This window comes from Neorhizobium galegae bv. orientalis str. HAMBI 540, from assembly GCF_000731315.1.
Taxonomy (GTDB): domain Bacteria; phylum Pseudomonadota; class Alphaproteobacteria; order Rhizobiales; family Rhizobiaceae; genus Neorhizobium; species Neorhizobium galegae.
The window spans coordinates 679142-699569 of record NZ_HG938353.1; the positions used below are offsets into that span (position 1 = coordinate 679142).

Below are 20428 nucleotides of genomic sequence, written 5' to 3' on the forward strand. Positions count from 1 at the left end.
TTAATCCCGCCGACGATCTGACACTGGATTAAATCAACGTAGATCACGCCAATGTCAGTTTCAGTTCGCCCGCCGATGCCTGCTCCTGCAACCCCGGTCACCCAGCCTAAGAGACAGAATTTCCAGCCATCCGCACGCGGCAGTCTCTCTAAGATCGTCGACACCCCATACCTCGTCCGCGACCTCGCGCCGGAAAGCCCCCGGCCTCAGGCAATGTTGCAAGGGGTCAAGGTCGAAACCGATCATACCCTGACGGCTTTCGACTTTGGCGTTTACGAATACCTGCAGAGCTGGTCCTATGAACACGACAAGAATATGGAACAGCGGGCTTACCGCATGCCGCTGTCAACTCTGCGGCGCTTCCTGGGACCGCACACAAAGACCACCGACATCATCGCGTCTCTCGAAAAGCTAGCCGAAATCAAGCTCTCATACACCTTAGCTGCCGGTTCTCGGTTCGTGGGCGTGCAAATGATCACCAGCTGGCAGGAGATCAAAGGTGACGATGCGGTTATCGGATGGCAGTGGCCGGAACCGATCCGCGAGCTAATGAGGGACCTTGGTGTAGGTAAGTATGCCCACATTGAACTCGTACCGCTCACGACCGATGGCATGAGTAGCCGGTACTCAGCACCTCTATATAAGTGGCTGGCGTTCGAGGCATCTCAACGGAAATGGAAGCCCGGACAACCGAACACGTTTGAACTGAAGATCGAGCCCGGACGTCTGGTTGCTGAGATCGATTATCCTGAAGACGAGAACGGCAAGTTCAATATCGGGAAGCTGACCAAATTCGCAACGGAGACCTTCGTCAAAGACATCGAAAACGTCCGGAAATTCTCCGTTACCTGCGAGCCTGAATACGAAGCCGTTAGAGGCCGTAAGATCAGTGCCTACCGCTTCACAGTCACGATCAACCCACCGGCTATGCACAACGTGAGGGTCCGGTACGACAAGACCCAGTTCCGACGCGGCGGGAAGGATGATCCCCGTTATCAGGTCCGGTCAGACATCTGGCTCAAAGCAAGCAAAGCCTTCAGTGTTGAAGGGTCTCCAATGCACGGCTTGGTGCATTGGAAAATCCTGGAGCTATGGCTGGTGGCGCTCCAAGAAGCTATCGACAACAAGGCCCTGACTCCAGGCTTCGAGACCCGGCCATATCGCGGAGAAAGCCTGTTGATGGCAATCGAAGCTGAGGGTCCCGATTACGCATGCTGGGGCTTCCTTTCCGAGGAGGTCGCCGAACCTGATCTGCTGGCACACCTAGACATGCTTCCACGTCACCTGCGTTCTTTCATTGCGAGCGAAGCTGAGAGTGGTCGACGAGATCGTGTTGGCTGGAAGACGGATCGTCGTCGCAAGGTGAATAAGAAGGCGACCGAATACATTTCCAGCCTGATCGAGTCCGAGCCGGTCGAAGAGCCGATCACGTTCGAGACATGCACAAAAGCCCATATCTATTTCAGCATGCCGGTCGAGGAGCTGGAGCGCCGCGTCTTCGAACGCCTGTCGTCGATCAAATGGAACGGCACCAGGACGATCACGCTGGTCTCGCACTACTCTGACGAGAGCGGCCACGATGGTACCTACGCCACCGACATCCGCCCGACCCTCGACCAGTGGTGCACACTTTTAAACGGGCTGTCGCCGATTAAAAAAGGCACGGAGATTTACGCATGACCATCGATCCTGAAAAAGTTCTACCCAGCTGGCGGTTCATTCTGTCCCCGGAAATGGCGAAGGATGCTGAAGCTTTTGCCCGGTTTATCAAAGACGTGTGGGTCCCGTTCGGCTGGACCGATGAGCAGCTCAAGAGCTGGGTCGAGAAGACGGTAATCGGAAAGATGCCTGAGCGCTGGCCGATGATCTACAAGATCGACCAGAAGCTTGAAGGCATGATCTCGGCAACACTACAGCTGATGTGCCACAAGCCGAAGGACCTGCCACCTGGTTATATCTATACGTTCGGCGAAACATTCTTCGGCATTACAGGGCCGGACGATGTCCGTAAAAAATTCCGCTCGATCATCGAATACAAGCGGTCTGGCGGCGCAAAAGACAGAAAGCTGGAACCTGGCGAAGAGGAATACTCTGACGCGCTTATCATCGCGATATCGTCTAAGACCGGCGACGTCGTTCATCGCGATGATCTCGGTGAAGAAGCTCAGGTAAAACTGGACAAGAAGGAAGCCGCGCTCAAGAAGAAGCAATCGGTTAACCTTTCGCCAGTTTCCGCTTGAACCGGGGACTCCTGTATGGTTGTATATCGACAGCCATCAATGCTAACCAAGGCACCCGAAATGCGAGTCCAGTTCACCCTATCCCAGAAAATATCAGCCTAATCGCTGATGCCGCGATGTGCGGCGAATGGATACGTGTGACTAGATTTTAAGGACTCGCAACAATGGCGTTCACTCAGCAGTATTTTATCGGCGATACCCACTTTGGCCATCAGTTGATGCTCCAATACCGTCCGTTCTCTACGACGGAAGAGATGGATCGGGCTCTCATTGAGCACTGGAATTCGACTGTTAAGCCGACCGATATCGTGTGGCATTTGGGGGATTTCGGTTTTGGCGATGCCGACCGTACTCGCAAGATTTTCCAACAGCTCCACGGCCGCATTCGGTTGATCGTAGGGAACCATGACACCGATTCCAAAGGTCGTGTTCATAAACAGCTGGCCGACCTCGATTGGGATCAACCGCCCGTTCAGATGGCTGAGGCTCACGTCGACGGAGAACGGGTAACGCTTTGTCATTATGGGATGCGCGTCTGGCCCGCGTCACACCACGGTTCCTGGCATTTTTTCGGGCATTCGCATGGCCGCCTGCCTGCATATAGCCGCAGCCGTGACGTCGGGGTCGACTGCCCTGATGTCGCCTTCACCCCTCGGACATTCCGGCAGCTGACAGCGGGGATGGTGGTTGCGGAGGTCGCAGCATGACGCTTCCTCAAGGATTTGACCGCGAAGAATTCATCGCCGGGCTCCGTGAAAAGCACGCCCGCATCCTGCCTCCAACTGTCGAGTTTGCCGTCGAGAATGGCTGGCTGCAGTTGGTTGCTGACCGTCTCCGTGACGCAGAGACGATCCTTGAAAAGCATGGCTGGATTGATCGCGCCGTTATCAAACAGATCAAGGAAAAATTCGGTGAGCTACGGGTCTACATCCGTCCGCGAGTCGAGGACGAAAGCTACCCAGATGAGCTGGCAGCCGAGCTTGACGGGCTGCGTCGCGTAGTGTCCGACAACAGCGCGGTTACGTGCGAAATCTGCTCGGATGAAGGCGAGATCGGAAATTTCGGCGGTTATTACCAGGCGCTTTGCCCCAAGCATGCCGAACAGCGCCGTCAGTGGATTGCACGCGGCCGAACCGGAGACCTTTTCCATGACTGAATTCCGAGCGCAAATGCAGCCCGTCCTCGCCGTCGAGCGTCCGCTTATGAAGACGCTGGTCGCCGAATATTTGGCCACGACCGCCGACCTCGACCGCAAGGAACGCTTGAATCAGGATCGCCGCAAGCAGTTTTTCCTGCCGCATTTCCAGCATTTGACCGGCATCACTCGGGCTTGGATTGTCAGTCAGTGTGTTATGGAAGTCTCGCGCCAGGTCTACGACCAGCTGGAGGCTGCGACACCGGATGCAGACAAGATTTCCTGCGACGACGGATGGCTGCCGCTTGTCGACCGTTTCCTGATCGTGGGTCACAAGCAGCCCGGATTTGTTCTGAAGTCGGCCGGAGAAAAATGGGGCGGCCTGGAGCTGCGGTACCGTTGCGATCCGGTCGGCTTGGAGGCATGCCGGGCTGCGGAAAAGGAAGCATTCGTAGCGTCGATAGAGACCTGTGAAAAGTGCGGCGCTCCCGGTCGTCTGCGGGGGAAAACGCAGTGGCGCAAAACGCTCTGCGATGTACATGCCGATAACCGATACGATGACTGAACTCCTGACAGTTCACGAAGCTGCCGAGCGCCTCGGCACCGACGTCATGACTCTTGTTGAGATCGTCAATGTCGGTGACATCGTCCCTGCTATATCACCAAAACCGCGAGTGCTGAGCGGCGGCGAAGTCTGGAAAAACTGGCGCGAAATCCGTCTCTCAGAAGATGATATAGCGCTGTTCAAAGCTGAAATCAGCCGCCGCCGGTTCGAGGATTTCAAAGCTGACTATAGCGACATCTACACGCCAGACTCGCGCCCCGGCGGTCGAGGTCTCGAATTCGGGCCGGGTTGGACGAACATTCTGAAGACCTACGCCGACGGCCTGCGTTCGCTTGTGATCGAGGGAAAGCAGGCGGCATGGTTGCGGTGGGGCAAAGAAAAATTCGGTGCGCTCAGGCTCTTTTCAGATTACATCCTGTCGGTAGAGAGGCAGGTAATCGATCTCCATAGGGAAGCACACCGGTCGAGTTTGGTGACGTGTCAGGAGTGCGGCGAGCCAGCTCGGCTGCGTTTTGGGTATGGCGTATGCCTGACGCTTTGCGAGCGGCACAAACACATAGTAGGAGAGCCTGACCCGAGCCGAGACGGCATCATCCTTGATCTCGATGCGTGGACCTTAAAGGAAAGCGAGACAAAAGAATGAAGCCACTTCGCGCCGCCAACGCTGAACTGATCGACTACACTCGGACGCTGGAATTCCTTGCCGGACACATGATTTCCGAGGGCTGCTCGGTGATCCTCGACGAGCGGCAATATCCCATCCTGATCGAATATCTCGAAAAGATCGCGGCTCTGGGGGATATCAATTTCGTCTTGGAACAATGCGTCGACCACCGGCCAGGCCACTCTGTCAGCTGGGACAACGACGGCACTCGCGAGCAGGACGATGAAGTCGACCGGCTGATGTCGGAACTCGTGACAGCCTTGGGTTTTCGGGCATCTTCACGTCCAGACGGAACCTAAAACGGACTAGCTACCAAACTGATCGATGAGCACCGCAATAGGATTAAATTCCGTGGCGGCCGATGGAATCCTGCCGCATTCTGTTTTCAGACGCAAGTTTTTGGAGATGGAAATGAGGGAAGGAGCTTGGACGAAGACCGACTTTGACCAGTTGGTGAAGCTGTATCAAGAGGGAAAAACGAATGCGCAGATAGCTGCCGCACTCGGACGATCAGTCGTTGCAGTTGCGACAAAGGGGTCGAGGATCGGCCTTTATTCATTGACGAGGGATGAACTCCAGCAGCCTGGCGTCGCAGTCAGGACATGCCTGAATCCGGAAGCACCGCACCCCTTCGTCAGCCCTGGCATCGGTATCCGGACCTGTACCGCTTGCAAGCAGACGCAGATATTTCAGGCAGCGTAGAACAGATTTGCTTCTGCGGTTTTTCAGTAATCAAGTTGCTTTCCAGACTCCATTACTGAAACGAGCCGATTTCAATCACTTGTGGTCGGATCGTTAAAATACCGATGTCCTAAACATCGGTGTCAACTAATTTGGCCCCGACATTTGGGACAAGCGTCTGAAATCATTTTGCTTTTTTCTCGGACCTATTGCTCCAACGTCACCCGACAGATATGTTTCGGCGGAACTTAACTGCAACCGGAACCCCAAAAACATGAATGATTTGAACGACCTCGCTCAAAGCGTGGCCGAAGTAGTCGCGCGTTCAAAAATAGTCCGTGGCAACGTCGAGAAAGCCCGCGAGATACTCAAGACATATACTCCGGCCGAGAACGAATTGATCCATATCAGTCGGGCGGCTTGCCATCCGTTGCTCGGCGGCTCAATGCGCAAGGATAAGAAGAACGATGTTCCGGGGCCAACGTTCAGCCAGAACTCATTGCGCCTGGCAATTGAAAAGGGCGACCTGGTGTGCATCTGGAAGAAGGGCAAGCAGTTCGTAACCGCAGCTGCCATCCGAGATTGGCTGTCCCGTTCGGATGCCGATGGCGAACGAAAGCAGTCACAGGCCAAGGTGATATCAATCGCTACGCCAACCACGCGAACCACCTTCGAGAAGCAGCGCGGCAGTGCCTCGGTCGCCAACGCGTCAGCGAAGCTCCTCGACTTGAGCAACATGCTCAAAAACAAGAAGAAGGGAGGTAAGTGATGGGACGCAAAGCGGAAGGCATACGGCCATGGTACGACAGGACAATCGACAAGTGGCACGTTCGTGATGGAAGCAAGAAAATCAGCTTGGGTTTTGGTGGCGATAACAACGAAGGAGCGACCCGAGCCTACGACGAGGTCAGAAAATACAAGGCCGAAAAGGAGGCTGGAGGCAAGCTTGAGATTAGGCGGCAGTCGACAGCTGAGATCACCGTCGCAGATGTCATTGCGTTCTATGTCGACCGGAGGATCAAGAATTTCGTCCCGTCCTCTGACTATCCGACCCCGGTTGCCCGGCCGGAGGATTCAGTCAGGAGATTGGCAGCAGTGCTCGATTTTTTTCAAGACACACCTCTAGAAGGTATCAGTCGCATCAAGTGCGAAGATTTCGGCGTCTTTGTTCATCACCGAGAAATCGAACGGAAGCAGGAACACCATAACTTTCTCCGTCGCCGGTATGAGGAAAAGCTCGAAGCTTACGCTAAAATAACCGACGCTCGCGAGAAGCGCATCCATGCTATGATAGCCAGTCGACGAACCCGGGTCCTTCCGACACTTCGCTCAAAGCCCCCTGAACCGCTTGAACCATTCAACCCTGCAACTATTGAATACCGGCCGTCAGCATCACGCCGATATCTGGAAGAACTCAGCGCGACGATCACGTTCGCAATCAAATACGAACTGATCCGCCACAAGGTCCACATTTTCCTTCCGCCGAAATATGAGGCCAGGTCAGCGATCTTCAGTTTCGAAGAGATCAAAAGGCTCATCCGTGCCGCATATTATCACAAGGGCATGGGCTGGGTTAACGGCGGGCCGGTAAAGGGCTTGTTCACACGCCGACATCTTGCTCGGTTCATCCTCCTTGCAGTTTCCACTGGATCGCGAAAAGACAAAGTTGAACGTGTCGGCTTCAAGGACGAGGGTGACCGGCCTTGGGTAGAGCTGTGGCAGGAACCAGTCATGCGCACTCATCGGATCACGGGCGAAGAGCGTCAGGTGCTCGTCTGGCGTGGACGCTATCACCGACTTGGCGACGATGAAGTGAAATACAAGACCAAGAAAGCGCCTTCGTTCCCGATCACTGAAATTGCGGCAAACCGACTGGCTCGCTGGCGGGCACAAGGTATCGATTATCCTTGTGCCTATCCGTATCACCGAACCGGCAAGCAGGAGCCGGGCGACGTGAAGGACGGCATGCGGACCCTGTTCGATGAGGTCCTTGGTGTCGACAACGATGCCGTCATCCACATTTTTAGACACACTGCAGCGACCTGGATGTGCTCTCAGGCAGACCTGCCGCTGCCATCGATTGCGGGTTATCTGGGCATGTCAACGGAGACGCTGGTGAAGACCTACGCCAAGCATCGTGAGCAAGACCTTCTTCGAATCGCCGATGCGCTGTCCGACCCAACGCGGGCTATTCACAAGCGACAGTTGCGCGGCACGAACGGAAAACCGACCGTGAACGTCCGACAGAAACCGACAGTTATCGACAGAATGGAAATTAATGGCAGTAAACAGGAATCGACAGGAATCGATGAAAATCCGCTTGTAGTCCCAGAAAGGCTGACTTATAGACGCTAATACTGGTCACGGAGTGTAGCGCAGCCTGGTAGCGCACGTCGTTCGGGACGTGGGGGTCGAGTGTTCGAATCACTCCACTCCGACCAGTCGATCCTTGGTTTCCCAAGAGATTTCGCTCTCCCGATAGCCTTTCCCGTAAAAACCATAGTCTCAGCGAACCCGCTGCACAGCCGATTACATAGAGCTTGGCGCTTTGGATCGGTCTTATCCACAACCCGCACTTTAGCAGGGCGAGATTATACTAGGGATCGCCATCCCGTTAATGCATCATGGCGGCGGGAACGTGTAACTTGTTGAAAGACCTTCCGGCTCAGGAACCGCTTCGGCGGTAGTGCCTGCGCCTGGCAGGGGAGAGGGCCGCAAAGCGCATGCCGCCTAGACGCGCCAGATCGGAACGGGTGACCCTGCTTGATGTCGCCAATGTTCTGGGGATCAGCTCGATCACCGTGTCCCGCGCCCTGCGAGAACCGGAAAAGGTGTCCGAACCGCTTCGGCAGAAGATCCTCCGCCAGGTGGAGCAGATGGGTTACGTACCCGATCTTGCCGCCCGGGCGCTCGCAAGCCGCCACAACGGCATTATCGGGGTTCTGGCTCCGGCGCTGACCAATCATGCCTATCTCGGCATCATGAGCGGCATTGAGGAACGGGTGCGCGATACGGATTTCCGCATCCAATATGCCAATACCAACCACGATGCGGACCAGGAATACCGCCAGGTCAAGCTTTTCCTGTCGCAGCATCCGGCCGGCATCCTGCTGACGGGATTGCAGGACCAGCGGGTCAGCGATCTGCTTGAGCTCGCGCCGTGCCCGGTGGTGCAGATCGTCGATCTCAACCTGCTGCCCTCGGGCATCGCCGTCGGCATCAATCATCGCGAGGCGGCGGAGACTGCGACGCGCCATCTGCTTGCCTGCGGATATCGCCGCATCGGCCTGATCGGCGGCAGCCGCGATCTTCGCGCCCAGCGGCGGCATGATGGTTATGCGCTGGTGATGCAGGAGGCGGGGCTCTACGATCCGGGCCTCGTCATGACCGAGCACAAGCAAACGAGCATGCAGCTCGGCTGCGACCTCTTCAAGCGGCTGCTGGAAACGGCGCCCGATGTCGACGCGGTATTCTGCCAGAACGACGATCTTGCGCTCGGCGCGCTGTTCGAGGCGCAACGGGCGGGACTGCGCGTGCCGGATGATTTCGGGATCTGCGGCTATAACGACCTGGATTTTGCGCTCTGCGCCGAACCGAGGCTGACGACCATCCGAGTGCCGCGTTTCCAGATGGGCTATCGCGCCACGGATCTCATCATTCGTGCCATCAACGACGAATGCCTGCCGAGCCGGGTGATCCAGCTGCCGTTCGATCTCATTCAGCGCGGTTCGACGCGCCCGCCCGCCTGACGGGGGCTTGGCGACAAAAAAGGGACCTTCCGGCCCCTTTTTCATTTCCTGCCGATCGAAACGATCAGATATCGCCGCCGGCGTTGGAAAACAGCTCTGCCGCCTGCTTGGCGGTCATCCGCTTGACCTCGGTCTCGTCGCGGCGGCTGGCGAAGAGTTCGCTGGCCATCAGCTGCTCGGCGAGATCGGCCGGCAACGACAGCACGACGCGCTGGCCGGCTGGGGCATCAGCGCGGTGGATGCCGCCGATTTCGGTGCGCTTGGCGGTGATCATGCCGCCTGCGACCGTGTTCATCGTATCCGGATCGATCAGGATGAAGGCGCCGGTCGAGCGGTTCTGTTCGTAAGCGTCAAAAACCGCCAGTTCCTCGAAGGAGAGGCGTACCTTGCCGATCGCATTCATGGCGAGCGTCGAGGCATGCGGCTGCCACTTGCCGGTTGCAAGCTCGAGCTGGCTGATCGGTTCGACGGCGACGCGCTGGCGGCGCGAACCGCTCTTCAGCCAGTAGCGCTTGCCGGGCTCGATGCCGCCCGGCTGCAGCGACACGAGCTGGGCGTCGAAATGGTGGCCGGTCATCGGCTGGCCGTCGAGCGAAACGATCACGTCGCCGCGCGCCACGTCCACCTGCCGGTCGAGAACCAGCGTGATGGCATCGCCTGCGACCGCCGCGTTGCGCACTAGGTCGAAGGTGACGATCCGGCTGACGTTGGCGACCGTGCCGGAAGGCAGGACGACGACGGAGTCGCCCGGCTTCACCGAGCCGCCCGCGACAGTCCCCTGATATCCGCGAAAACTCTCGCCGGGACGCACGACACGCTGCACCGGCAGGCGGAAACCGCCGGCCTGGGTGGAGCGTACGGTCGCCAGTTCGAGCGCATCGACCAGGGTCGGGCCGTCATACCAGGGCATCGAGGCATCGGCCGGATAAACGACGTTTTCGCCCTTGAGCGCCGACATCGGGATGGCGGTGATCTGGCGCACGCCGAGCGACAGGGCGAATTCGCGGAAATCGTGGGAGATTCTGTCGAAGACGGCCTTGTCGTAGTGGACGAGGTCGATCTTGTTGACCGCGAGCACGAACTGGCGAATGCCCATCAGGGCGGCGATCGTCGCGTGCCGGCGGGTCTGTTCGAGAAGGCCGGCGCGGGCGTCGGCAAGCAGGATGGCGAGATCGGCGGTCGAGGCGCCGGTCGCCATGTTGCGGGTGTATTGCTCATGGCCGGGCGTGTCGGCGACGATGAACGAGCGCCGATCGGTCGAGAAATAACGATAGGCGACGTCGATCGTGATGCCCTGTTCGCGTTCGGCCTGCAGGCCGTCGAGCAGCAGGGCGAAGTCCGGCAGGCCAAGGTCGTTCTGGCCGCCCGAGTCGCGGGCAAGCGTCGCGGCCTGGTCTTCCTTGACCGCCTTGGTGTCCCAGAGCAGCCGGCCGATCAGCGTCGACTTGCCGTCGTCGACGGAGCCGCAGGTGATGAGGCGCAGCGGGCGTGTGTCGCGCACCGCCTTCAGGGGTTCCGCGAAGGGCAGGATGGTCGCCGAGGCGTTTTGGGCGGGAGCGGTCATCTCAGAAATATCCTTCGCGCTTCTTCTTTTCCATTGAGCCGGACTGGTCGCGATCGATGGCGCGGCCCTGGCGTTCGGAAACGGTGGCGATCTCGAGCTCGGCGATCACCTCTTCAAGGTTGGAGGCGGTCGAGCGGATGGCGCCGGTCAGCGGAAAGCAGCCGAGCGTGCGGAAACGGATCATGCCCTGCTGTACGGTTTCTCCGGGCAGCAGTTCAAGCCGCGGATCCTCGGCAAGGATCATCATCCCGTCGCGCTCCACATAGGGGCGTTCGGCGGCGTAGTAGAGCGGCACGAGCGGAATGTCCTCCGCCTGGATATAGCGCCAGATATCGACCTCGGTCCAGTTGGAAAGCGGGAAGGCGCGCACGCTTTCCCCCTTTCGGACCATGCCGTTATAGACGTTCCACAGTTCCGGGCGCTGGTTGCGCGGATCCCATTTGTGGTCCGGGGTGCGGAACGAATAGATGCGTTCCTTGGCGCGGGAGGCTTCCTCGTCGCGCCGGGCGCCACCGAAGGCCGCGTCGTAGCCGCCGGCATCGAGCGCCTGGCGCAGGGCCTCGGTCTTCATGATGTCGGTGTAGAGCGCCGAACCGTGGGTGAACGGCGTGATGCCTTCCTCGGCGCCGCGCGGATTGGTGTGGACCACGAGGTCGAGATCGTATTTCTCGGCGATCTGGTCGCGGAACTCGATCATCTCCTTGAACTTCCACGTCGTATCCACGTGCAGCAGCGGGAAGGGGACGCGGCCGGGATAAAAGGCCTTGCGGGCGAGATGCAGCAGGACGGACGAGTCCTTGCCGATCGAGTAGAGCATGACGGGTTTTTCGAATTCCGCCGCCACTTCGCGAAAGATGTGGATCGCTTCGTTTTCGAGGGCCTTCAGATGCGGGTCGAGCGGCGGTCTGGAAACGGGCGGGTTCTTCACTTCCGTTTCCTGTACTGACAAGGGCATTTCGGTCTCCGGGTAGTCTCTAGAAACAAACAAAAAGGCTTCAGTTCGCTTGGGGGCCAGGCTCTACGATCGGTTGAGCGGCGTTTTCCGGCACATGCAGGCCGCATTCGCGCTTCTCGTCGTTTTCCCACCACCAGCGGCCGGCGCGCTCGGGCTCGCCGGGCTTGATGGCGCGGGTACAGGGTTCGCAGCCGATCGACGGATAACCGCGCTTGTGCAGCGGATTGACCGGGATCGCTTCCGACGCCACATGGGCGTTGATCGTCTCGATGTCCCAGTCGGCCAGCGGGTTGATCTTGATCAGGTTGCGCTCGGCGTCGTATTCGGCAAACGGGGTCGCGGCGCGATTACCCGACTGGCCGCGGCGAAGGCCGGTGATCCAGATGTCGGCGCCGGCTAAGGCCTTGGCAAGAGGCTTCAGCTTGCGCACATGACAGCAGGCGTGGCGGGCTTCGACGCTATCGTAGAAGCCGTTGAGCCCGTATTTCGCCGCGTATTCATCGATGTCGTCCTGCTCCGGCCGAAAACGATGGATCTCGATGCCGTAGCGCTCCTCGCTCTCGCCGATCAGGTCGACGGTTTCCTTGAACAGCCGCCCGGTTTCGAGCGTCGAGACCTCGACCGGCAGGCGGTGCGTGCCGATCGCCGCTGTGATCACCTGGTCCTCGATGCCGAGGGAGGTCGTGAACACGGCGCGGCCGAGTTCGGCGGCGAGCGCCAGGCGGCCGGCAAGGTCGAGGCTTTCAAGCTTTGCGTCCAGGGTGGCGGCCAATCCTAGGCGATCCTGGCCGGCGGCATCGTGCAGTGTCATGGGTCTTCTTCCGTGAGCAATTGCTGGATTATCCAGATTCCGCGCGCGTAAAGACAGGAAAACCCGTTTCTTCCCATGGTGATGCGGAGCAAATATCTCTCCAAAGCGACGCTCACACAGAAAACCTGCCGCCTTAACCAAAAGTGACCGAATTTATCCCGGAAACCCCTGCATTGGTTTGTATTTTCTCGTGATTTGAGCTATTGCGGGAACATGTCCCCGGGGCTTTGTTTCCCCTGGCGGATATGCAGCCCCTGAGCGCCCTTCCGGCGCCCCCGTGGATGCCCCGAACGAAGCTGAACTGAGCGGCGCCGTAAGGACTATTTACCTTGCGGCGGCGCTATTGTCGATGGTTGCGTGATGATATCCCAGAAAGCGAAATACGCTCTGCGGGCCCTGGCCGCCCTGGCCCAGGCCGATCCCGAAGAGCCGATGCTGATTTCAGAGATTGCCCTCCAGCAGAGCATTCCGAAGAAATTCCTGGAACAGATCCTGCTCGACCTGAAACGCTCCGGCATCGTCGTTTCCCGCCGCGGCAAGCAGGGCGGATATCTTCTCCTGAAACCCGCTGACGCCATCACCTTCGGCGAGGTCCTGCGCCTGGTCGACGGGCCGATTGCGCCGCTGCCCTGCCTGTCGCAGACCGCCTACCGCAAATGCGAGGATTGCGACGGCGAACACCTCTGCGAAATCCGCCACGTCTTCGCTCGCGTCGCCGATGCGACCCGCGACGTGCTGTTCAACACGACGATCGCCGATGCCGTCGAAGGCGCCGGCGACACCAAGGCCCCGGTCAGGGAACTGCTGACGGCTTGAGCATGGCCGGGCAGGAGGCGGACATGGCGCACAAAACACCGATATCGCTCGACGAGCACTCGGCGCAGGTCAAGGCGTTGGTGGATGCATTGATTGCCGGTGAAGAATCCGGATTGCCACGGACCTTCGACAACGAAGATTTCCTCAAGCGTATGCGCGAGCGGCACGGCCGATAACCGTATCAGCACGATAGTTCCGCGAGATGCTTTCTCTCCAGCGGGGGAGAGGGCACCACATTCCGATCCAAATCCCCGCAAAATTCTCCTCCCGTACCCCAAAAATCCCGATTATGGCCGGATTGTGATTTTGCAAACCGCCCGTTTGCCAATGCTGGCATTCTGTCCATGTAGTGAGGGTTAATGGTTTCTTTGTCGTCGCGGGCCCCCAAAGGGAAACAGTTTTGCCTTCTTCCCGGCCTCGATTGACTAAGACGACCCAACCGATAGAGTTTTGGCAGAACCACAGGAGGGACCTCATGTTCAAATTTGCCCCGGGATTGGGCTGGCGACTAGGTGCGCGTTTGGGCGCTGTCGCTCTCGGTCTGTCCTTGACGGCCGGCATCGTGGCGCCGGCCTTTGCCGATAGCCAGCTTCTCAACGTCTCGTACGATCCGACCCGCGAGCTCTACAAGGATTTCAACGTTGCCTTCGCCAAATACTGGAAGGCGCAAGGCGGCGAAGACGTGACGATCCGCCAGTCGCATGGGGGTTCCGGCGCGCAGGCTCGTTCGGTCATCGATGGCCTTGAGGCCGACGTCGTGACGCTGGCGCTTGAAAGCGACATCAACGCGATCGAAAAGTCCGGCAAGATCAAGGCCGGCTGGCGCGACCGTCTGCCGAACCATGCCTCGCCCTACACGTCGACGATCGTCTTCCTCGTCCGCAAGGGCAATCCGAAGGGGATCAAGAACTGGGGCGACCTGGTGAAGGGCGACGTCTCGATCGTCACGCCGAACCCGAAGACATCGGGCGGCGCCCGCTGGAACTATCTCGCCGCCTGGGCCTGGGCCAACGAGGAATACAAGGGCGATCAGGCCAAGATCAAGGCCTATGTCGGCGAGCTTTACAAGCGCGCCCCGGTTCTCGACACCGGCGCCCGCGGCTCGACGGTCACCTTCGCGCAGCGCCAGATCGGCGACGTTCTGCTTGCCTGGGAAAACGAGGCTTATCTCGCCGGCGAGGAATTCGGCAAGGATGCCTTCGAGATCGTCGTTCCGCCGATCTCGATCCTTGCAGAGCCGCCGGTTGCCGTCGTTGACGCCACCGTCGATTCCAAGGGTACCCGCAAGCAGGCGGAGGCCTATCTGCAGTATCTCTACTCCGACGAGGGCCAGAATATCGCGGCGAAGCACTTCTATCGTCCTTCGAAGCCCGATGTGGTAAAGCCGGAATTGTTGAAGGCGCTGCCGAACATCAAGCTCGTCACCATTGACGATCCGATCTTCGGCGGTTGGAAGAAGGCGCAGCCCGAACATTTTGGTGACGGCGGCATTTTCGACCAGATCTACAAGCCCGGTAAGTAAGTCGGAATATTAAATGATCCATAACGCCACCGCCTCACCGGCAAAGTGGCGACTGAAACGGCCGAGCATCATCCCGGGTTTCGGGTTGACGCTCGGCTTTTCGCTCGCCTACCTGTCGCTGATCATCCTCATCCCCGTTGCTGGCCTGCTTTGGCGTACTGCCGGGCTTGGCTGGAGCGGGTTTTTCGCTGTTCTGACCGACCGGCGCACGCTGGACGCTCTTTATATATCCTTCGGCACGGCCTTCGTGGCCGCGCTGGTCAACGTCGTCTTCGGCACCATCGTCGCCTGGGTGCTGACCCGCTACAATTTCCCCGGTCGCCGGCTGATCGATGCGATCGTCGACCTGCCGTTCGCACTGCCGACAGCGGTCGCCGGCATCGCGCTCGCCGCACTTTATGCACCGAACGGCTGGGTCGGTTCGCTGTTCATGCCATTCCGCATCGCTTTCACGCCGCTCGGCATCATCGTGGCGCTGGTCTTCATCGGCCTGCCCTTCGTGGTGCGCACCGTGCAGCCGGTCATGGAAGAGCTGGACCGCGAGGTGGAGGAAGCCGCAGCCACCCTCGGCGCCAATCGCTTCCAGACGATTTCAAGGGTGATCCTGCCGGGGTTGACGCCGGCGATCCTGACCGGTTTTGCGCTCGCCTTCGCCAGAGGCGTTGGCGAATACGGCTCGGTCATCTTCATTGCCGGCAATATCCCTTATGTCTCGGAGATCGCGCCGCTGCTGATCGTCATCAGGTTGGAGGAGTTCAACTATGCGGGTGCGACGGCGATTGCCACCATCATGCTGATCATCTCCTTCGTGATGCTTTTCGTCATCAACCTCATCCAGGCTTGGAACCGCAGGAGATACGGCAATGTCTGAAGTCTCCCGCGCAGCGCTCGGCAACCCGCCGCCATTCCGGAGCCCCGCCGACGAGCGGCCGCTCGCAAAGTTCCTGCTGATCGGGCTGGCACTGGTTTTCCTCGCCTTCTTCCTGCTCCTGCCGCTGGTATCCGTTTTCGTCGAAGCCTTCCGCAAGGGCTGGGTGGAATATTACGAGGCCCTGATCGAGCCCGATGCCGCCGCAGCGATCCGCCTGACGCTTCTGGTGGCTGTGATTTCCGTTCCGCTCAACCTCGTCTTCGGGCTCTGCGCCGCCTGGGCGATTGCCAAGTTCGAGTTTAAGGGCAAATCCTTCCTGATCACCCTGATCGATCTGCCGTTCTCGATCTCGCCGGTCATCTCCGGCCTGGTCTACGTGCTGCTCTTCGGCTCGAACAGCCTGCTCGGCCCGATCCTCAAGAGCCACGGCATCACCATCCTGTTTGCCGTGCCGGGCATCGTGCTCGCCACCGTCTTCGTCACCTTTCCTTTCGTCGCGCGCGAACTGATCCCGCTGATGGAAGACCAGGGCACCGGCGACGAGGAGGCGGCCCTGTCGCTCGGCGCGTCCGGCTGGCAGACCTTCTGGTACGTGACGCTTCCGAACATCAAGTGGGGCCTGCTTTACGGCGTGCTCCTCTGCAACGCCCGCGCCATGGGTGAGTTCGGCGCCGTCTCGGTGGTTTCGGGCCATATCCGCGGTCTCACCAACACCATGCCGCTGCATGTGGAGATACTCTATAATGAGTATAACTTCGTCGCGGCCTTCGCGGTGGCGTCGCTGCTGGCATTGCTGGCGCTCGTCACCCTTGCATTGAAAACCCTTCTCGAACTTCGGTTCGGTGCCGGCGCTGCCGGCGGCAGGCATTGAAAGGTCTGAGGCTAGATGGAAGTCACCATCAACAATATCCGCAAGGAATTCGATCGTTTCCCGGCGCTGAACGACGTGTCGCTGAAGATCGCCTCCGGCGAACTGATCGCGCTGCTCGGTCCGTCGGGTTCCGGCAAGACGACGCTGCTGCGGCTGATCGCCGGCCTCGATTTCCCGACATCGGGCAAGATCTTCTTCGGTGATCAGGACGCCTCGCACCATTCGGTGCAGGAGCGCAATGTCGGTTTCGTCTTTCAGCATTATGCGCTGTTCCGGCATATGACCGTCGCCGAGAATATCGGCTTCGGCCTCAAGGTCCGGCCGACCGCCAGCCGCCCGACCAAGGCGGAAATCCGGCGCCGGGTCTCCGAACTCCTGGAGATGGTTCAGCTCGGTGGACTCGAGAAGCGTTATCCGAACCAGCTTTCCGGCGGCCAGCGCCAGCGCGTCGCACTTGCCCGTGCCATGGCGATCGAGCCGCGCATCCTGCTGCTCGACGAACCGTTTGGCGCGCTCGACGCCAAAGTCCGAAAGGAGCTGCGCCGCTGGCTGCGGGAATTCCACGACCGCACCGGCCACACCACCGTCTTCGTCACCCATGACCAGGAAGAGGCGCTGGAACTTGCCGACCGCGTCGTGGTCATGAGCCAGGGCAAAATCGAACAGGTCGGCTCGGCTGACGACGTTTATGACCGGCCGGGCTCGCCCTTCGTCTTTTCCTTCATCGGCGAGTCCTCGCAGCTCCCGGTCGAGGTCAGGGATGGCACCATGCTTTTCCAGGGCCAGCCGATCGGCATTGCGGAAACCGGCAGCGGGGCAGGAGAACTGTTCTTCCGGCCGGAGGACGTGACGCTCGTCGACGCGCCGGACGCGCTGTTCGGCAAGGTCACCGCCTGTCGCCGCCTCGCCGGCACCCGCATCGCTGAAATCGACATCGCCAATGACGGCCACGCGCCTTATCACGTCGAGGTCGAAGTGCCGCTGCATGCGCCGATCGAGCTCGGCAGCGAAACGCGTTTCCGCCCGACCCGTTGGAAGGTTTTCCGCAAATAAGCCTCTGTTGCAGCCTGAAGTTGACGTCAGCCGGCCGCATATGCGGGCGGCTGCGTTGACTTCTGCTAAATCGCAGTGCACGCCTCTTTATTGCGTGACGTTTTTACCTTAATCACGAAAAGTTTTTCAAAATTGATATGCGTCAATTTTTGATTTGCAATGAACGGGTATGAACCTCACGGGCGCAGGCCCTGACGAACGCTGGCGTTAAGTTCTTTCTGTGACGGGTAACCTATGGCAGATTTTGCCCAACTCGACGACACCTCCGAGCCGGTTCCCGGCTCGCCGGCAAAGCATTCTGCTCAAACTGCCGTGTCGATGGGAAGGGTACTGATCGACCGCCTTACCCCCGATACGAGCGTTCTCCTGGCATTCGGTCTGGCCCTGCTTGTAGTTTCGCTGAGCGTCAATCTTTTCCTGGAGGAAAGCCTGGCGAGGCTCGGCTGGAGCCTGCTTCTGTCGAACAGCGATATTCATGCGCCGACCGGTCTGGCGCTGACGCTGCTGATCGGCACATTCGCCACCAACCGGCTGAGGCGCCCGCGGCGCTGCCGCAAGCCGCCGGCGAACGACGATATGGAACGCGCCATCGAAATCCTCGCGACCCAGCCGAATGCCAGTGCCGGCCTGGTGCGCCTCGGCGACAAGAAGATCCTGTTTTCCGAATGCGGCAAGGCTTTCATCATGTACGCCCAGCAGGGCCGTTCCTGGGTGGCCTTGTTCGATCCTGTCGGCTGTCGCAAGGCCTGGTCCGGCCTGACACTCAAATTCATGGAACATGCCCGCCAGGCGGGCTGCCGCGCTGTTTTCTATCAGGTCTCCCCGGATTTCCTGCCGGTCACCGTCGAAGCCGGGTTGAAGCCCTACAAACTTGGCGAACAGGCGGTCGTCGATCTGACCAAATTCGATCTCAAGGGCGGCGCTTGGCTGAAGCTGCGCCGGTCCATCAACCGTGCCGAACGCGACGGCCTGCAGTTCTCCATGCTGCAGCCGCAGGATGTGCCGGCTGTTCTTGATGAATTGCTTGCCGTCTCCAGTACCTGGCTCGAGGCCCAGAATGCAGCCGAAAAAGGTTTTTCGCTCGGCACATTCCAGCCGCGATATGTCGCGGCCGGGCCGGTCGCCGTCATCCGCCTCGAAGGCCGCATCGTCGCCTTTGCCAATATCCTTTCGGTCGCGTCCGACGGGGATGCCTTCATCGACCTGATGCGGCATATTCCCGATACCCATCGCGGCATGATGGACCTGCTCTTCGTGCGCATCATGGAGCACATGAAGGCGCAAGGGTTCCGCACGCTCAATCTGGGCATGGCGCCGCTTGCCGGTCTTTCGACCCACAACAAGGCGCCGCTCTGGAACCATGTGGGCGAACGGATATTCAGGAGCGGCGAGCGTTTCTACAATTTTCAGGGCGTGCTGGCATTCAAGGCCAAGTTCGATCCGGAATGGCAGCCGCGGTATCTGGTCGTCTCCGGCCGCGGCATGCCGGTCGTTTCGATGCTCGACATTACCATGTTGATCGGTGGCGGGCTGAAGGGCATCCTTCGCAAATGAGGCTTCTGCCGATTGTTTTTGCCGGCATCACGCTGGCCGCTGCCATCTTCAATATCGTCTCCGAGCCGGCCCTGAAGACCAAGAGCCTTCCGACGGACCGGATCTCCTTCCCCGAAGGCAAGGCGACCGGCGTCGTGGTGCTGCTTTCGGATGGCGAGGGCTGGACGGATCGCGAAGAGCAGGTTTCCGAGGTGCTGACCGGGCACGGTGCGCTGGTGGTCGGGGTGGATATCCGCCAGTATTATGCGGCGCTCGAAAAAGAGTGGGACGATTGCCTGTACCTGGTCTCCGACATCGAGACTCTGTCGCATCAGCTGCACCGCTCGGCCGACATTGCCAACTACCACCCGCCGGTGGTGGCGGGAATCGGTGACGGCGCTACACTGGCGCTCGCGATCGCCGCCCAGACGCCGGATTCGACGATCGCCGAGACCCTCGCTATCGATCCCCGGACCACCATCCCGCTATCGACCATTCTCTGCACGCCGGCCCCCAAGACGCCCGTTCCCGGCGGCACGGTCTACGGCCTGACCGAAGGCGACCTCCCCAATCCGATCCGCGTCGTCTTCAGTCCGTCAGCCGACGCGGCAGGTCGCATCCATGCCGAAGAACTGAAGGAGATCCATCCCGCGATCGAGTTCCACGAAACGGCTGAGGGCGCGGATGTCGCCTTGCTGGAGAATATATCGGCCATCGCCCGGAGGCTCGCTCATTCCGCTTCGCCGCTCAATCTGCCGATCGTGCCGATCCACGCGACGCCGAAGCACAACACAATGGCGATCATCTATTCCGGCGACGGCGGCTGGCGCGATATCGACCAGCAGCTCGGCGCCTATCTGAAGGAAGAGGGCATCCCGGTCGTCGGCGTCGACGCGCTGCGTTATTTCTGGAGCGAGCGGACGCCGGAACAGACCGCCGCCGATCTTTCGCGGATCATGACCTCCTACCGAAAGCGGTGGAACGTCGATAATGTCCTGCTGATCGGATATTCCTTCGGTGCCAATGTCCTGCCGGCCACCTATCGGCTTCTGCCGGAAGCCGACAAGCAGGCGATCTCGCTTGTTTCGCTTCTGGCGCTGTCGCACCACGCGGATTTCGAGATCGACGTGGGCGGCTGGCTCGGTATGCGCGGTACCGGCCACGGCGATCCTGTCGACGACCTGCGCAAGGTCGAGCCGTCCAAGATCCAATGTATCTATGGACTGAAGGAAAAGGAGAGCGCCTGCCCCGCCGTTAAGGAAATCCCCGGCGTCCAGGTGCTTGCCCGCGAAGGGGGCCATCATTTCGACGGCGACTACCGTGCCCTCAACCGTCTGATCGTCGACAGGGCCGTGGCGCTGATGGCCGTCAACTGACGTTAGGTTGCGGGCTGACGTT

The 20428-nt window shown here is 59.5% G+C and carries 21 protein-coding genes and 1 tRNA gene; 19 read left to right on the top strand and 3 right to left on the bottom strand.

Translation table 11 applies throughout. From position 1 onward, the window contains the following. Positions 1-51: 51 nt before the first annotated feature. The 11 genes from RG540_RS03340 (at position 52) to RG540_RS03395 (ending at position 9034) form a co-directional block, all read left to right on the top strand. On the top strand, positions 52-1680 hold the full coding sequence (locus RG540_RS03340; RefSeq protein WP_080724869.1) for a replication initiation protein: 1629 nt from the start codon (positions 52-54) through the stop codon (positions 1678-1680). Next, positions 1677-2240, top strand: a complete 564-nt coding sequence (locus RG540_RS03345; protein WP_038584530.1) for a hypothetical protein — start codon at positions 1677-1679, stop codon at positions 2238-2240. The genes RG540_RS03340 and RG540_RS03345 overlap by 4 nt, the downstream gene beginning before the upstream one ends. A 164-nt stretch (positions 2241-2404) precedes the next feature. After that, positions 2405-2947, top strand: coding sequence for a metallophosphoesterase family protein (locus RG540_RS03350; protein ID WP_038584533.1), 543 nt, complete (start codon positions 2405-2407; stop codon positions 2945-2947). After that, on the top strand, positions 2944-3396 hold the full coding sequence (locus tag RG540_RS03355; RefSeq protein ID WP_038584535.1) for a hypothetical protein: 453 nt from the start codon (positions 2944-2946) through the stop codon (positions 3394-3396). The genes RG540_RS03350 and RG540_RS03355 overlap by 4 nt, the downstream gene beginning before the upstream one ends. A 13-nt stretch (positions 3397-3409) precedes the next feature. Next, a complete protein-coding gene (locus RG540_RS03360) occupies positions 3410-3940 on the top strand; it encodes a hypothetical protein (RefSeq protein WP_038584538.1) in 531 nt (176 codons plus the stop codon). Further along, positions 3933-4583, top strand: a complete 651-nt coding sequence (locus RG540_RS03365) for a hypothetical protein (protein WP_157884572.1) — start codon at positions 3933-3935, stop codon at positions 4581-4583. The genes RG540_RS03360 and RG540_RS03365 overlap by 8 nt, the downstream gene beginning before the upstream one ends. Further along, positions 4580-4903, top strand: coding sequence for a hypothetical protein (locus RG540_RS03370; RefSeq protein WP_038584543.1), 324 nt, complete (start codon positions 4580-4582; stop codon positions 4901-4903). The genes RG540_RS03365 and RG540_RS03370 overlap by 4 nt, the downstream gene beginning before the upstream one ends. Positions 4904-5559: 656 nt before the next feature. Then, complete coding sequence (locus RG540_RS03380; protein WP_038584549.1) at positions 5560-6054, top strand: hypothetical protein; 495 nt, start codon at positions 5560-5562, stop codon at positions 6052-6054. Beyond that, a complete protein-coding gene (locus tag RG540_RS03385; RefSeq protein WP_038584552.1) occupies positions 6054-7640 on the top strand; it encodes a site-specific integrase in 1587 nt (528 codons plus the stop codon). The genes RG540_RS03380 and RG540_RS03385 overlap by 1 nt, the downstream gene beginning before the upstream one ends. Positions 7641-7649: 9 nt before the next feature. Further along, positions 7650-7726 (top strand) — tRNA-Pro (locus RG540_RS03390). Positions 7727-8008: 282 nt separating this feature from the next. Next, positions 8009-9034, top strand: coding sequence for a LacI family DNA-binding transcriptional regulator (locus RG540_RS03395; RefSeq protein ID WP_038584554.1), 1026 nt, complete (start codon positions 8009-8011; stop codon positions 9032-9034). Positions 9035-9098: 64 nt separating this feature from the next. Here RG540_RS03395 and cysN read toward each other — a convergent pair whose 3' ends face one another. Genes cysN through RG540_RS03410 form a run of 3 tightly spaced genes read right to left on the bottom strand, consistent with a single transcriptional unit; the run spans position 9099 to position 12364 of the window. Further along, positions 9099-10598, bottom strand: a complete 1500-nt coding sequence (gene cysN / locus RG540_RS03400) for a sulfate adenylyltransferase subunit CysN (RefSeq protein ID WP_038584557.1) — start codon at positions 10596-10598, stop codon at positions 9099-9101. Position 10599: 1 nt separating this feature from the next. Then, positions 10600-11553: a sulfate adenylyltransferase subunit CysD gene (gene cysD, locus RG540_RS03405; RefSeq protein WP_038584558.1), complete on the bottom strand. Its 954-nt coding sequence runs from the start codon at positions 11551-11553 to the stop codon at positions 10600-10602. A 40-nt stretch (positions 11554-11593) separates the two neighbouring features. Further along, positions 11594-12364, bottom strand: coding sequence for a phosphoadenylyl-sulfate reductase (locus RG540_RS03410; RefSeq protein WP_038584562.1), 771 nt, complete (start codon positions 12362-12364; stop codon positions 11594-11596). 360 nt (positions 12365-12724) lie between these two features. Here RG540_RS03410 and RG540_RS03415 point away from each other — a divergent pair, with 360 nt between their 5' ends. The 8 genes from RG540_RS03415 (at position 12725) to RG540_RS03450 (ending at position 20406) form a co-directional block, all read left to right on the top strand. Continuing rightward, on the top strand, positions 12725-13180 hold the full coding sequence (locus RG540_RS03415; RefSeq protein ID WP_038540778.1) for an RrF2 family transcriptional regulator: 456 nt from the start codon (positions 12725-12727) through the stop codon (positions 13178-13180). A 23-nt stretch (positions 13181-13203) separates the two neighbouring features. Continuing rightward, positions 13204-13356 carry a type II toxin-antitoxin system ParD family antitoxin gene (locus tag RG540_RS03420; protein ID WP_244446614.1) on the top strand — a complete coding sequence of 51 codons (153 nt, stop codon included), beginning with the start codon at positions 13204-13206 and terminating at the stop codon, positions 13354-13356. Positions 13357-13655: 299 nt separating this feature from the next. After that, a complete protein-coding gene (locus RG540_RS03425; protein ID WP_038584565.1) occupies positions 13656-14702 on the top strand; it encodes a sulfate ABC transporter substrate-binding protein in 1047 nt (348 codons plus the stop codon). 13 nt (positions 14703-14715) lie between these two features. Beyond that, entirely contained in the window at positions 14716-15573 is an 858-nt protein-coding gene (cysT, locus tag RG540_RS03430) for a sulfate ABC transporter permease subunit CysT (protein ID WP_038584568.1), read from the top strand. Then, on the top strand, positions 15566-16444 hold the full coding sequence (gene cysW, locus RG540_RS03435; RefSeq protein WP_038584570.1) for a sulfate ABC transporter permease subunit CysW: 879 nt from the start codon (positions 15566-15568) through the stop codon (positions 16442-16444). Before cysT ends, cysW begins: the two co-directional genes overlap by 8 nt. A 15-nt stretch (positions 16445-16459) precedes the next feature. Beyond that, positions 16460-17497, top strand: a complete 1038-nt coding sequence (locus tag RG540_RS03440) for a sulfate/molybdate ABC transporter ATP-binding protein (protein ID WP_038584573.1) — start codon at positions 16460-16462, stop codon at positions 17495-17497. 234 nt (positions 17498-17731) lie between these two features. Next, on the top strand, positions 17732-19051 hold the full coding sequence (locus tag RG540_RS03445) for a phosphatidylglycerol lysyltransferase domain-containing protein (protein ID WP_038584576.1): 1320 nt from the start codon (positions 17732-17734) through the stop codon (positions 19049-19051). Then, positions 19048-20406, top strand: a complete 1359-nt coding sequence (locus tag RG540_RS03450; protein WP_038584579.1) for a virulence factor family protein — start codon at positions 19048-19050, stop codon at positions 20404-20406. Before RG540_RS03445 ends, RG540_RS03450 begins: the two co-directional genes overlap by 4 nt. The last annotated feature ends 22 nt before the right edge of the window (positions 20407-20428 follow it).

What these genes read in the sequence shown, in the direction of transcription:
- RG540_RS03340 (WP_080724869.1), top strand. Translation starts at nt 52, where the DNA reads ATGTCAGTTTCAGTTCGCCCGCCGATGCCTGCTCCTGCAACCCCGGTC.
- RG540_RS03345 (WP_038584530.1), top strand. Translation starts at nt 1,677, where the DNA reads ATGACCATCGATCCTGAAAAAGTTCTACCCAGCTGGCGGTTCATTCTG.
- RG540_RS03350 (WP_038584533.1), top strand. Translation starts at nt 2,405, where the DNA reads ATGGCGTTCACTCAGCAGTATTTTATCGGCGATACCCACTTTGGCCAT.
- RG540_RS03355 (WP_038584535.1), top strand. Translation starts at nt 2,944, where the DNA reads ATGACGCTTCCTCAAGGATTTGACCGCGAAGAATTCATCGCCGGGCTC.
- RG540_RS03360 (WP_038584538.1), top strand. Translation starts at nt 3,410, where the DNA reads ATGCAGCCCGTCCTCGCCGTCGAGCGTCCGCTTATGAAGACGCTGGTC.
- RG540_RS03365 (WP_157884572.1), top strand. Translation starts at nt 3,933, where the DNA reads ATGACTGAACTCCTGACAGTTCACGAAGCTGCCGAGCGCCTCGGCACC.
- RG540_RS03370 (WP_038584543.1), top strand. Translation starts at nt 4,580, where the DNA reads ATGAAGCCACTTCGCGCCGCCAACGCTGAACTGATCGACTACACTCGG.
- RG540_RS03380 (WP_038584549.1), top strand. Translation starts at nt 5,560, where the DNA reads ATGAATGATTTGAACGACCTCGCTCAAAGCGTGGCCGAAGTAGTCGCG.
- RG540_RS03385 (WP_038584552.1), top strand. Translation starts at nt 6,054, where the DNA reads ATGGGACGCAAAGCGGAAGGCATACGGCCATGGTACGACAGGACAATC.
- RG540_RS03395 (WP_038584554.1), top strand. Translation starts at nt 8,009, where the DNA reads ATGCCGCCTAGACGCGCCAGATCGGAACGGGTGACCCTGCTTGATGTC.
- cysN (WP_038584557.1), bottom strand. Translation starts at nt 10,598, where the DNA reads ATGACCGCTCCCGCCCAAAACGCCTCGGCGACCATCCTGCCCTTCGCG.
- cysD (WP_038584558.1), bottom strand. Translation starts at nt 11,553, where the DNA reads ATGCCCTTGTCAGTACAGGAAACGGAAGTGAAGAACCCGCCCGTTTCC.
- RG540_RS03410 (WP_038584562.1), bottom strand. Translation starts at nt 12,364, where the DNA reads ATGACACTGCACGATGCCGCCGGCCAGGATCGCCTAGGATTGGCCGCC.
- RG540_RS03415 (WP_038540778.1), top strand. Translation starts at nt 12,725, where the DNA reads ATGATATCCCAGAAAGCGAAATACGCTCTGCGGGCCCTGGCCGCCCTG.
- RG540_RS03420 (WP_244446614.1), top strand. Translation starts at nt 13,204, where the DNA reads ATGGCGCACAAAACACCGATATCGCTCGACGAGCACTCGGCGCAGGTC.
- RG540_RS03425 (WP_038584565.1), top strand. Translation starts at nt 13,656, where the DNA reads ATGTTCAAATTTGCCCCGGGATTGGGCTGGCGACTAGGTGCGCGTTTG.
- cysT (WP_038584568.1), top strand. Translation starts at nt 14,716, where the DNA reads ATGATCCATAACGCCACCGCCTCACCGGCAAAGTGGCGACTGAAACGG.
- cysW (WP_038584570.1), top strand. Translation starts at nt 15,566, where the DNA reads ATGTCTGAAGTCTCCCGCGCAGCGCTCGGCAACCCGCCGCCATTCCGG.
- RG540_RS03440 (WP_038584573.1), top strand. Translation starts at nt 16,460, where the DNA reads ATGGAAGTCACCATCAACAATATCCGCAAGGAATTCGATCGTTTCCCG.
- RG540_RS03445 (WP_038584576.1), top strand. Translation starts at nt 17,732, where the DNA reads ATGGCAGATTTTGCCCAACTCGACGACACCTCCGAGCCGGTTCCCGGC.
- RG540_RS03450 (WP_038584579.1), top strand. Translation starts at nt 19,048, where the DNA reads ATGAGGCTTCTGCCGATTGTTTTTGCCGGCATCACGCTGGCCGCTGCC.